The organism is Yersinia sp. 22-579, assembly GCF_030433455.1.
In the GTDB taxonomy this organism is placed as follows: domain Bacteria; phylum Pseudomonadota; class Gammaproteobacteria; order Enterobacterales; family Enterobacteriaceae; genus Yersinia; species Yersinia enterocolitica.
The window spans coordinates 206341-219254 of the sequence record NZ_JAUJTZ010000002.1 but is presented as its reverse complement, the minus strand read 5'-3'; the positions used below and the strand labels follow the sequence as shown (position 1 = coordinate 219254).

Genomic DNA, 12914 nt, shown 5'->3' with positions numbered 1-12914 from the left:
CGTTAATGATAGGACCACATTGAGAAATATTATTATAAAGGGAGTGTATGTCTCGTTGGTTGTTGATAGCTTTGGGTTGGCTGGCAGTGGTTTTGGCAACCTTAGGTGTTGTGCTTCCTTTGTTACCCACTACGCCATTTTTGCTACTGGCGGCGTGGTGTTTTGCACGATCCTCTCCTCGTTTTCATCATTGGCTGCTTTATCGTTCATGGTTTGGTAGTTACATACGCACATGGCAGCAACATCGGGCTTTGCCCCCAGGCGTTAAATGGAAAGCAATATTGGTGACGGTGCTCACGTTCGCAATTTCGCTCTGGTTGGTGAAAATTTGGTGGGTCAGAGGCATTTTGCTGGTGATATTGACGTTATTATTGACCTTTATGTTACGGATGCCAGTTATTGACCTATCGCAACAAAAAAGGCCCTGAGTCGTTCACATCAGTTGCATTTTAATGCCAGTTTGCATAGATTTGAGCGTTTTCGTGCGCGGGATATCCCCTCGTTGCATCCTTAGGGTTAAGGATGACGTAATTTACTCTATCGAGGCGTGATGGGTTGATAGGCTAAGTTACTCAGTTGATGCCATTTTAGCATCGACTGGCCGCGCTTTAGTATGTACAGCAGTTTTATCAGGCACAAATTATGACCGCTACTGCACCTAATACAGCACAACAGCTTAAATATATTAAAGACAGTATCCAAACTATCCCCGATTACCCAAAAGCGGGAATACTGTTCCGTGATGTGACCAGCTTGCTGGAAGATCCATTAGCCTACGCCGCCAGCATTGAGCTGTTGACTGAGCGCTATCTGGATAAGGGCGTAACTAAAGTCGTGGGCACCGAAGCGCGTGGTTTTCTATTTGGTGCGCCAGTGGCTTTGTCTCTTGGCGTTGGCTTTGTTCCCGTCCGTAAGCCGGGCAAGTTACCACGTGAGACCATCAGCGAAAGCTATGAGTTAGAATACGGTACTGACAAACTTGAGATCCACACCGACAGCATTAAACCGGGCGATAAGGTCTTGGTTATTGATGACTTACTGGCGACCGGTGGGACAATTGAAGCGACGGTTAAACTTATTCGTCAACTGGGTGGTGAAGTCACCGATGCCGCGTTTGTGATTAATTTACCCGATTTGGGTGGCGAAGCTCGCCTGAATGACCAAGGCATTACTTGCTACAGTCTGGTTGATTTTTCTGGCCATTGATTGTACTGAAAATATCAGCCTCGCTGTCAGTAGTGAGGCTGTGTTAGCATGACCTTCTATATTATTCAACTTCTCCGGTATTAATGAGCTATCAGGTCCTTGCCCGTAAGTGGCGCCCCAAAACGTTTGCCGACGTCGTTGGTCAGGAACATGTCCTGACGGCGTTGGCTAATGGCCTTTCATTAGGGCGAATTCATCACGCCTATTTATTTTCTGGCACCCGTGGGGTAGGTAAGACCTCTATTGCCCGGTTGTTAGCCAAAGGCCTCAACTGCGAAACGGGCATTACTGCCACCCCTTGTGGCACCTGTGCAAATTGCCTGGAAATCGAGCAAGGTCGTTTTGTTGATCTGATCGAAATTGATGCGGCCTCGCGCACTAAAGTCGAAGATACCCGCGAACTGCTGGATAATGTCCAATATGCGCCGGCTCGTGGCCGCTTCAAAGTCTATTTGATCGATGAAGTGCACATGTTGTCACGGCACAGTTTCAATGCCTTGTTGAAAACTCTTGAAGAACCGCCAGCCCATGTGAAATTCCTGCTGGCGACAACCGATCCGCAGAAGTTACCCGTCACCATACTTTCTCGCTGTTTGCAGTTTCACCTAAAGGTCATTGATGTTGAGGTGATTCGTGCCCAGCTCGAAAAAATATTGTTAGCCGAGCAAATCAGTAGTGATGCCAGAGCATTGCAATTACTGGCGCGCGCTGCTGATGGCAGTATGCGCGATGCGCTCAGTTTGGCTGATCAGGCCATCGCGATGGGGGATGGTCATGTCACTACCGCCACTGTCAGCCAAATGTTGGGCACATTGGATGACGAACAACCGCTGGCGATTATTGAAGCGTTAGTGAGTGCCGATGGTGCACGAGTGATGGCCCAGCTTGAGCAAGCGGCATCACGCGGTGTTGACTGGGAAAATCTATTAGTCGAAACCTTAAGTTTGCTGCACCGCATTGCGATGGTGCAGTTATTGCCCTCCATGCTGGATAATCACTACGCGACTATTGAGCCGCGATTACGCGAGTTGGCGCGGACACTGCCGCCGACAGATATCCAACTGTACTACCAGACATTGCTGGTGGGGCGAAAAGAGTTAGCATATGCCCCTGACCGCCGCATGGGGGTCGAAATGACTTTATTGCGTGCCTTGGCGTTTCACCCTAAAGCGATAATTGCCGAGCCACAGAGGGTGCCAGTTAGTGCTCCTGCGGCGATAGCGGATAATACACCAGCGCCGCAGCAACATTTTCAGGCTCCGTCATCTACCCAACATGCGCCACAGCATGAGGCCCCGCCATTAGGTGCCACTGCGTCGGTTAACACCGAGCTTCCAGACGCTACCGCGCAATTGCTGCAAGCACGCACGCAGTTACTGCGCAAGTCGGGGACGACCCCACCAAAAAAGAATGAGCCGGCAGCGCCAGGAAAAGCGCGGCCGGTAAACTCAGCGCTGGAGCGTTTAGCTTCGGTGACTGAGCGCAGCCAGCAGCGCCTGGCCGCCAAATCCACGGAAGAGAAGAAACCGGCGAAGAAAGAAGCTTATCGCTGGACTGCGCAGAATCAGCCAGAGGTGCCAGCAGAGCCGGTAGCGACACCAAAAGCATTGCGATCGGCATTGGAGCATGAAAAAACGCCGGAACTTTCTGCTAAATTGGCTCAAGAAGCGATGGTACGCGATCCTTGGGCAGCAGAAATTGATAAATTACACATTCCCAAATTGGTGCAACAACTTGCGCTGAATGCATTTAAAGAAGAAATAGAACCGGGTAATATTCGCCTTCACCTGCGTTCTGCTCAGCGCCATTTAAACTCGCCCTCGGCACAAAAGACGTTGGCAGACGCATTGAGTGAATTACACGGTAATACAGTCACACTAAGTGTTATCGAAGATGATAATCTGGCGGAGCGTACCCCGTTAGAGTGGCGGCAGGCCATTTATGAAGAAAAGCTGGCACAAGCACGCCAGTCAATTATTGCGGATAATAATATTCAGACGCTGCGTCGTTTCTTCGACGCCGAACTGGATGAAGAAAGTATCCGACCGGTTTAACCGCTGCGATAAGTGCATGGTGCACTGACGCGGCCCCTTGCTATGAGAGATGACTATGTTTGGTAAAGGCGGTATTGGCAATTTAATGAAGCAAGCCCAGCAGATGCAGGAAAAAATGCAGCAGATGCAGGAAGAAGTCGCCAAATTGGAAGTTACCGGTGAATCTGGCGCGGGCTTGGTAAAAGTGACTATCAATGGGGCGCATAACTGCCGCCGGGTTGAAATCGACCCAAGCCTGTTGGTCGAAGAAGATAAAGAAATGCTGGAAGATTTGATTGCTGCGGCATTGAACGATGCTGCTCGTCGCATCGATGAAACGCAAAAAGAAAAAATGGCTTCAGTATCAAGTGGTATGCAGTTACCACCAGGCTTTAAGATGCCGTTCTGATGCAAACCAGTCCACTCCTTGAATCATTGATGGAGGCGTTGCGCTGTTTGCCGGGCGTAGGCCCGAAATCGGCGCAACGTATGGCATTCCAATTGCTACAGCGGGATCGTAGCGGTGGAATGCGCCTGGCACAGTCATTGACGCGTGCAATGTCTGAAATTGGTCACTGTGCTGACTGCCGTACCTTTACCGAGCAAGAGCATTGCACCATTTGCTCTAATCCACGGCGGCAGCAAAATGGTCAAATCTGCGTGGTCGAAAGCCCGGCAGATATCCATGCCATTGAGCAAACGGGCCAGTTTGGCGGGCGCTATTTTGTGTTGATGGGGCATTTATCGCCCATGGACGGCATAGGTCCCGGTGATATTGGTTTGGATTTGCTTGAAAAACGGCTGGAAACTGAAACTATCAGTGAAGTCATTCTGGCGACTAACCCGACAGTCGAAGGGGATGCAACTGCCAACTATATTGGTCAGATGTGCGGTCAGTATGGTGTGTTAGCCAGCCGTATTGCACACGGTGTGCCAGTCGGTGGTGAGTTGGAAATGGTTGATGGTACAACCCTATCCCACTCATTAGCGGGACGTAATCCCATTAAGTACTAGTTTTAGCAAGTCCCATCTTATTTAATCTGCTGGGCGATTGTTTTGTTATTGATTATCATATGAATAATTTCATCCGTGATGTTCAATCAATCGCCCCTGATTCTCTGTTTTTTCTGTGTTAAGGCTTGAAAGCCCCCGCAATTGACCCCATTTGATACTCACTGTTCGATTTTATCTACCTGTCGGTAATTTGGATTGAGGTAATTAATGAGTATGAAAGGTCAAGAAACCCGTGGATTTCAGTCAGAAGTAAAACAACTTCTTCATTTGATGATTCACTCGCTTTATTCCAATAAAGAAATTTTCTTGCGCGAGCTTATCTCTAACGCCTCTGATGCGGCAGATAAACTTCGTTTCCGCGCACTGTCTCACCCAGAATTGTTTGAAGGCGATGGCGAGCTGCGTGTGCGTTTATCTTTTGATAAAGAAAAGCGTACTTTGACACTAAGTGATAACGGTATTGGTATGAGCCGTGAAGAAGTCATTGATAATCTCGGTACTATCGCGAAATCAGGGACTAAAGCATTCCTCGAATCTATCGGCTCAGACCAGGCGAAAGATAGCCAATTAATTGGCCAGTTTGGTGTGGGCTTCTATTCTGCTTTCATCGTGGCAGATAAAGTCACCGTTCGCACTCGCGCTGCTGGCGCGCCCGCAGATGCAGGTGTGTTCTGGGAATCAGCAGGCGAGGGTGATTACACCATAGCGGATATCACCAAAGAAGAGCGCGGTACGGAAATTACTCTGCATTTGCGCGAAGGTGAAGATGAATACCTTGATAACTGGCGCTTGCGTTCTGTTATCAGCAAATATTCAGACCATATTGCACTGCCAGTCGAAATCGAAAGCAAAAATGAAGAAGATGGCACTGTCACTTGGGAGAAAATCAACAAAGCCCAGGCGTTGTGGACTCGCGGCAAAGCTGAAATAACTGACGACGAATACAAAGCATTCTACAAACATATTGCTCATGACTTCACTGATCCACTGATTTGGAGTCATAACCGCGTAGAGGGTAAGCAAGAGTACACCAGTCTGTTGTACATCCCGGCGCAAGCGCCTTGGGATATGTGGAATCGCGACCATAAGCACGGCCTCAAACTGTATGTACAGCGCGTGTTTATCATGGATGACGCTGAGCAGTTCATGCCGAATTATCTGCGTTTTGTTCGCGGCCTGATTGATTCCAATGATCTGCCGCTGAACGTTTCGCGCGAGATCTTGCAAGACAGCCGTGTAACGCAGAACCTGCGCAGTGCGCTGACCAAACGTGTACTGCAAATGTTGGAAAAACTGGCTAAAGATGACGCTGAGAAGTATCAGCAGTTCTGGCAACAGTTTGGTATGGCTCTTAAAGAGGGGCCAGCGGAAGACGGTAGCAACAAAGATACCATTGCCAAGTTACTGCGCTTTGCTTCGACCCATACTGACAGCTCCGCGCAAACCGTGTCGCTAGAAGACTATGTCAGCCGCATGGCCGAAGGGCAGGAGAAGATTTATTACATCACTGCGGATAGCTATGCCGCTGCCAAGAACAGCCCGCATTTGGAGCTGTTCCGTAAAAAAGGCATTGAAGTCTTGCTGTTGTCCGATCGTATTGACGAATGGATGATGAGCTACCTGACTGAGTTCGATGGTAAAGCTTTCCAATCAGTCAGCAAAGCAGATGACTCATTGAACAAATTGGCCGATGAAGAGCGCCCAGAACAGCAAGAAGCGGATAAAGCGCTGGAGCCTTTTGTCGAGCGTGTGAAAACGCTGTTGGGTGAGCGTGTAAAAGATGTCCGTCTGACCCACCGTTTGACGGATACTCCGGCCATTGTCACCACGGATGCGGATGAAATGAGCACGCAAATGGCGAAATTGTTCGCCGCTGCGGGTCAGCAGGCACCGGAAGTGAAGTATATCTTTGAACTGAACCCGGAACATAGCCTGGTCAAACGTGCTGCTGATGTGGCTGATGATACGCAGTTCGCTGAATGGGTTGAGTTACTGCTGGATCAAGCACTATTGGCTGAGCGAGGAACCCTAGAGGATCCTAACCAGTTTATTCGTCGAATGAATCAGTTATTAACCGCTTAATTTAGTATTAGAACGCCTCGGATAGATAGCTTATTCGGGGCGTTTTTATTTTATTTCAATGAATTAAATTTTTATCCTGCCTGTTTCTGCCGATCCAATTCTACGAAGTCACCTCGTGCGCCTTGAGCCAACCCCCCTGAAAATGGTAAGGTTGCTTGTTTCCGCAATTTTGATTTGTTTACGTAAAAATACATAGAAAAACTACATAGCAAGGGGATTTACGCAATGCGTATCATTCTGCTGGGCGCTCCGGGCGCTGGTAAGGGTACTCAGGCTCAATTCATCATGGAGAAATACGGTATTCCGCAAATCTCTACTGGTGATATGTTGCGCGCCGCTGTAAAAGCAGGTTCTGAGTTAGGTCTGAAAGCGAAAGAAATTATGGATGCCGGCAAGCTGGTCACTGATGAGCTGGTTATCGCATTGGTTAAAGAGCGCATTACACAGGACGATTGCCGTGACGGTTTCCTGCTAGATGGGTTCCCGCGTACCATTCCTCAAGCTGATGCCATGAAAGAAGCAGGTATCAAGGTTGATTATGTATTGGAGTTTGATGTTCCAGACGAACTGATTGTTGATCGCATCGTTGGGCGTCGGGTACATGCTGCTTCAGGTCGGGTTTATCACATTAAATTCAACCCACCTAAAGTTGAAGATAAAGATGATGTGACCGGTGAAGAACTGACAATTCGTAAAGATGATCAGGAAGCAACAGTGCGCAAACGTCTGGTTGAATATCATCAGCAAACTGCACCATTGGTTTCTTACTATCGTAAAGAAGCTGATGCAGGTAACACACAATATTTTAAACTGGACGGAACCCGTAAAGTAGCAGAAGTCAGTGCGGAACTGGCGACTATTCTCGGTTAATTCTGGATGGTAAGATAGTCAAGGCGGCCTGAGGTCGCCTTTATTATTTTACAGAACAGCTGAAATATATTTGTCGGTTTGAATAAGCGGCTTAATACACAATAAGGACTCCTGCATGAAGCAAAGCAAGCTTGGCGTACTGATGGTTAATCTGGGAACACCGGATGCCCCGACACCGCAAGCAGTAAAACGCTATCTGGCTGAGTTCTTGAGTGATCGCCGGGTAGTTGATACTTCACCATGGTTGTGGTGGCCTTTGCTACGTGGAGTAATTTTACCGATTCGATCCCCGCGCGTGGCAAAACTGTATCAATCTGTCTGGATGGAAGAAGGTTCGCCTTTATTGGTCTATAGCCGCCGGCAACAAAAAGCGTTAGCCGCCCGTATGCCCGATATCCCTGTAGAGTTAGGGATGAGTTATGGCTCACCGAATCTGCCAGGTGCTATTGATAAACTATTGGCGCAAGGTGTTACCAAGCTGGTGGTATTACCGCTTTATCCGCAATATTCTTGCTCGACCAGTGCGGCCGTCTGGGATGCTGTTGCCCGTATTTTGAAAGGTTATCGCTGTTTACCGTCGATTTCTTTTATCCGTGATTATGCTGAGCACCCTGCCTATATTTCAGCGCTAAAACAAAGTGTTGAAAACTCTTTTGTGCAACATGGTAAACCAGACAGATTAGTCCTGTCTTTTCACGGTATTCCTAAACGCTATGCGCAATTAGGGGATGACTACCCACAACGCTGTGAAGAAACCAGTCGCGCTTTACGTGCTGAAATAGCCTTACCGGCAGAGCAAATCATGATGACATATCAATCACGTTTTGGTCGCGAGCCGTGGTTAACTCCATATACTGACGAAACCTTAAAAAGTCTGCCTTCCCAGGGTGTTAAACATATTCAGTTGATATGCCCCGGTTTTTCTGCTGACTGCCTGGAAACATTGGAAGAAATCAAAGAACAAAATCGAGATATTTTCTTACATGCTGGCGGTGAGAAGTTTGAATATATCCCCGCGCTGAACGATGACAAGGCACATATAGACCTTTTAGAACAGTTGGTAAAACAATAGATTAGTTTATTACCCTATCGTTCATGATTTTTTATGTATTGATCGTTACCTGAATGATACATCAATACATATTTTTACCTGGCCCTTTTGCTTGTAATGCCTATTTAGATGTATGAGAATTACATTTTTATAAAAAAGATATGTAAATGTTTTTGTAACTCACTATTGTAGTTTGATTTTTTAATTGAGCTACATCATAAAATGAGAAAACAGTGCATTGGTAGCTGTGAGCCAAGGGCGGTAGCGTGTCTTGATTTTGATTTAGGCCTGTATTTCTGTAGATTTCGGGTGCGAAAGATATTTCACTTTATGGGGGAGTTAACAAATAGACTAAACTCTCATGAAAATGTAATTTAACCCAATAGCTGGAAATTTAAATGTCAGTGTTACGGAGAAATATTTTTTCTTTGCTTTTGTTACAAGGGAGTAATTATATTATTCCACTTTTAACGTTACCCTATCTGACTCGTGTCTTAGGAGTTGAAGGTTTCGGTGTCTACAGTCTTACACTTTCATTAGCTCAATATTTTGTTATTTTAATTGATTTTGGATTTAATTTATCAGCGTCAAAAAAAATAGCTGAACACCAAGATGACCCAGAATATATATCTAAGATTTTCTTTGAAACGCTCATATCAAAATCTATATTATGCTTAGTTTCAATTGTAATAGTAGTTTTACTTCTTGCTACAAATTCACATGCAGTGATTCAGCGTGAGTTAATTTATACAGTACTCATGTTAATAGGGACGACACTGATGCCAGTGTGGTTTTTCCAAGGAATAGAAAAACTGTCCGTGGTGACTAATTTAATGATAGTTGCAAAGTTATCAATGTTGCCATTATTTTTTATATTTGTTCATAGTGATGCAGATGTTAAATATGCCGTAATGATTCAATCATCAATGAATTTACTGGCAGGTATAATAGCAATAATATATATATACCGGAAAAAATTAGTTAGGGTAGTTAGCTTTTCTAGTCTGAGGGTAGCATATACTCTAAAAGATTCGTTTCCGATATTTTGCGCCACACTTTCTATCAGCCTTTATACCATGAGCACTACAATTATTATTGGCATATTCAGCAATGTCTATGAAGTCAGTATATTCACGGCAGCAGATAGAGTAAAAGGTGCTATCCTTGGTGTTTTTCTCGTTTTAGGAAATGCATTTTATCCGAGAATAAATTCATTATTAGTCAATAAAAAAGATGAAGCGTATGCTTTAATTAGAAAAATTTTTTATTGGCAAGGTTCATTATGTATAATCATAACTATATTTGTTATTGTCTTTTCTAAACTAATTACCAAAATTATGTTTGGACATGAATATTCAGAAGTATCAACCTTACTGATTTTATTCTCTCCGGTTTATTTGTTAGTCATACAGTCTACTGTACTAGGTAATTATATTTTACTCCCCCACGGGCATAAGAAATCCTACACTATTTTGCCCATGATTTCAGCAGTGATTCATATTCCTCTTTGTGCATATCTTGCATCTATGTATGGCGCATGGGGTGGAGTGCTTTCAATTATTTTTATTGAAACTTTATCATTCATATGCTTAATTCTTATTCTTAAGAGAAAGAAATTATTGTTTGAAATTCTTTCGAGAAATAAAAATGGATAATAAAAAACTGCTCTCTTTGATTATACCTGTATTTAATGCAGAACAATATCTTGATGCATGTCTAAGCTCTGTATTTGTCCAATGGGATAATACATTAGAAGTTATAATTATTAATGATGGTTCAACAGATCATTCTGACGATATAATACAGAAGTACCGTGAAAGATATGATTTTGTTTATCTTGCACAAGAAAATACAGGTATATCTGTTGTGAGGAATATGGGAGTGTCGGTTTCGACAGGGAAATATATTACTTTCTTAGATGCTGATGATATTTGGTGTGATGGAATTTATAGCTCAATTAAGACAATTATTCTAGAGAATTCACCAGATGGTATGGTTTTCAATTACTCTGAGTTTTTCGATGATAAAGAACATGTATTTGAGTTAATAAAAGTAAATAAATTTACTATTGATCGTCTTGACCATGTGAAATTAAAAATAGCTGAAAGTGAGATGTTTTATGTCTGGCGATGTGTTTTTAGAAAAAATATTTTTGATGGAATGCTTTTTGATGTGGGACGGCGATTTGAAGATCAATTATTATTGCCTATACTGATTGATAAATGTAAATCAATATTCGAGTGTAAAGATTTAATTGTCAAATATAGGCAGATATCGAGTAGTATTACTAAAAATCTGAATATATCAGACTTGGATGACAGTGAATTCGGATTGGTAAGATTTAGGGATAAATACTTAAAACATAAAAATAAATACTGGGCTGTCGTCTTAGCCAGCGTCTTTATTTCACATGTTTCAAAGTGTGCTAGGATTTATCATTATAATAAAATAAGAGCACTAGACAGTTTTAATAAATCTTATGCTATTGTTTCAATGAAACCGATACTCCACTCGGGGAAGCTAAAACCTATTTTATATTACCTGATTAAAAATAAGTTATTTTTCAGGCTTATTTCATCTGTCGAAAAAGAGGTGAAAAAATAAAATGACGCTGGTTACTATATTTACACCTACTTTCAATAGATCACATGTGCTAAAACGTTGCTATCTCTCAATTTTAGAACAACATAGAGATGATATTGAGTGGCTAATCATTGATGATGGATCGACAGATGATACGGCCAATATAGTTAAAGAGTTTCAAAACGAAAATAAATTAAAGATAAAGTATATATATCAAAATAATAGTGGAAAACAAGCATCCTGGAATAGAGCCGTTGAAAATGCTAAGGGAGAGTATTTTATTGGAGTTGATTCTGATGACATTCTTGCTACTGGTTCAATTAATAATTTACTTTCAATAAGAGACGTGTTTGACGACGAATCAATTATCGGTATACGAGCAATTTCGATGAATTCAAATAAGATGAAACCTGATAGCTTGTATTTATATGGGCGCGATGATGAAAGCTCATGGTTTGACGAGTTTCGATCAGGTCTTCGTGGCGAAAGAATTGATTTTTTTAAAACTAAAATATTAAAGAAGTATTTGTATCCAATAAACGAAAATATAAAATTTATTCCGGAAATTTGGTTTTATAGCACAGTATCTAAAGAGTATTGTTTTTATTATAGCTCAATTCACGTGGGTATTTTCTTTGATGATGATCAGACTAATAGATTAAGTAAATCATCTATAAAAAAACATGCTGTAGGTCATTATATTTCGCGTAAAGCCCTATTAGAAAATATACCATTTAAAATATGGTTATCTCGTCCGTTAGATTTTGTAAAATCTGTTTTAAGAATTAACCAGGCTCTCGTTATGATGGATGCGGAATATATTGATCATAATAAATCATCTCTTTTAGTGCGAGTGGTTACATTACCTGGTGTAATAATCCGAAAAATTAAAAGATAATAAGAGATTTTATGAAAAAAATCGCTTTCTTTGGTGGTGATATAAGTCATACCGGTGGAACTGAGCGAGTCAGCATAGCACTTGCTAACTATCTTGGTAAAAATGGCTACCAGGTTGTTATTATCAGTTTAAGTGGCAATATGCCACCTAAATTTTCTGTCGACGAGAATATAAAATTAGTCTCACTTTTTGATGAAAAAAGACGTTTTTCACTGGCCTATGTTTCGGTTGTTTCTAAGTTACGTCGTATCTTACTAGATGAATCAATAGATGTTTTGATTGATGTTGACACAATGTTAGCATTATTTAGCACTACTGCATTATTAGGTACCAAGATAAAGCATATATCATGGGAGCATTTTAACTATAAAAGTAATCTGAATATAAAATCACGTAAACTGGCTAGAAAAATAGCAGCCAAATATTCCGATGCAGTTGTCACTCTAACAGAGAAAGATCGCGACTATTGGTTAGAAAAAAATAAATATCCTGAAAAAATAATATCAATACCCAACCCATTACCTTTTGAGTCAAAAAATAAATTAACAACGAAACACTCCCAAAAAATTTTAGCTCTAGGGCGTCTTTCTTATCAGAAAGGTTTTGATCTTTTATTAGATATTTGGGCTAAGGTTGAAGAAAAGAATAATAATTGGGACCTTATCATTGCTGGTGATGGAGAGGATAAGCAATTGTTATTAGATAAGATAAAAACATTAAACTTAAAAAATGTAAAATTACTCCCATCAACTCCTCATGTGAGCGAATTATATGACCAGGCTGGTATTTATGTAATGACATCGCGTTTTGAAGGTTTTCCAATGGTACTGCTTGAAGCAAAAGCTAGTGGGTTACCAATAATTGCATATGACTGTGATACCGGTCCTTCTGAGTTGATTATTAACAATGAAGATGGTTTCCTTATTCCATTTTCTGATAGTAATGCTTTTACTCAGCAACTTATTTTACTTATGAATGACGATGACTTAAGAGAGTCTATGTCGCTCAGGTCATTAAAGAATGCAGAAAAGTATAAAATAGAAGTGGCAATAGGTGATAAATGGAAAAGTTTAATAGAGAATATCTAAAATTGAATTTCAGCGGATGTTTAGTCTATTAGCAAAATTGTAAATATAATGGATTAGTATAAAATTCAAATAAAATAACAAGAGGTTTC

12 protein-coding genes and 1 other annotated feature are annotated in these 12914 nt (G+C 42.1%); all 12 genes read left to right on the top strand.

Annotated features, from left to right (window positions below; translation table 11 throughout):
* The first annotated feature begins 47 nt into the window (after positions 1–47).
* The 12 genes from QSV56_RS03370 (at position 48) to QSV56_RS03315 (ending at position 12825) form a co-directional block, all read left to right on the top strand.
* Complete coding sequence (locus QSV56_RS03370) at positions 48–428, top strand: DUF454 family protein (RefSeq protein WP_032901148.1); 381 nt, start codon at positions 48–50, stop codon at positions 426–428.
* Positions 429–642: 214 nt separating this feature from the next.
* On the top strand, positions 643–1206 hold the full coding sequence (gene apt / locus QSV56_RS03365) for an adenine phosphoribosyltransferase (protein ID WP_019081278.1): 564 nt from the start codon (positions 643–645) through the stop codon (positions 1204–1206).
* 83 nt (positions 1207–1289) lie between these two features.
* Complete coding sequence (gene dnaX, locus QSV56_RS03360; RefSeq protein WP_046051443.1) at positions 1290–3260, top strand: DNA polymerase III subunit gamma/tau; 1971 nt, start codon at positions 1290–1292, stop codon at positions 3258–3260.
* Positions 2590–2654: a sequence feature (DnaX frameshifting element), on the top strand. (Overlaps the previous gene by 65 nt.)
* Before the next feature lie 55 nt (positions 3261–3315).
* Positions 3316–3648, top strand: a complete 333-nt coding sequence (locus QSV56_RS03355) for a YbaB/EbfC family nucleoid-associated protein (RefSeq protein WP_019081276.1) — start codon at positions 3316–3318, stop codon at positions 3646–3648.
* Positions 3648–4253: a recombination mediator RecR gene (gene recR, locus QSV56_RS03350; protein WP_005158177.1), complete on the top strand. Its 606-nt coding sequence runs from the start codon at positions 3648–3650 to the stop codon at positions 4251–4253. Before QSV56_RS03355 ends, recR begins: the two co-directional genes overlap by 1 nt.
* 213 nt (positions 4254–4466) lie before the next feature.
* Positions 4467–6335, top strand: a complete 1869-nt coding sequence (gene htpG / locus QSV56_RS03345; protein ID WP_032901629.1) for a molecular chaperone HtpG — start codon at positions 4467–4469, stop codon at positions 6333–6335.
* 225 nt (positions 6336–6560) lie between these two features.
* Positions 6561–7205, top strand: a complete 645-nt coding sequence (adk, locus tag QSV56_RS03340) for an adenylate kinase (RefSeq protein ID WP_005158184.1) — start codon at positions 6561–6563, stop codon at positions 7203–7205.
* A gap of 115 nt (positions 7206–7320) precedes the next feature.
* Entirely contained in the window at positions 7321–8277 is a 957-nt protein-coding gene (gene hemH / locus QSV56_RS03335) for a ferrochelatase (protein ID WP_050121951.1), read from the top strand.
* A gap of 377 nt (positions 8278–8654) precedes the next feature.
* Complete coding sequence (locus QSV56_RS03330) at positions 8655–9911, top strand: flippase (protein ID WP_050164434.1); 1257 nt, start codon at positions 8655–8657, stop codon at positions 9909–9911.
* Entirely contained in the window at positions 9904–10860 is a 957-nt protein-coding gene (locus QSV56_RS03325; protein WP_046695343.1) for a glycosyltransferase, read from the top strand. The genes QSV56_RS03330 and QSV56_RS03325 overlap by 8 nt, the downstream gene beginning before the upstream one ends.
* Before the next feature lies 1 nt (position 10861).
* Complete coding sequence (locus tag QSV56_RS03320; protein WP_046051439.1) at positions 10862–11737, top strand: glycosyltransferase family A protein; 876 nt, start codon at positions 10862–10864, stop codon at positions 11735–11737.
* A gap of 11 nt (positions 11738–11748) precedes the next feature.
* Entirely contained in the window at positions 11749–12825 is a 1077-nt protein-coding gene (locus QSV56_RS03315; RefSeq protein WP_046695342.1) for a glycosyltransferase family 4 protein, read from the top strand.
* The last annotated feature ends 89 nt before the right edge of the window (positions 12826–12914 follow it).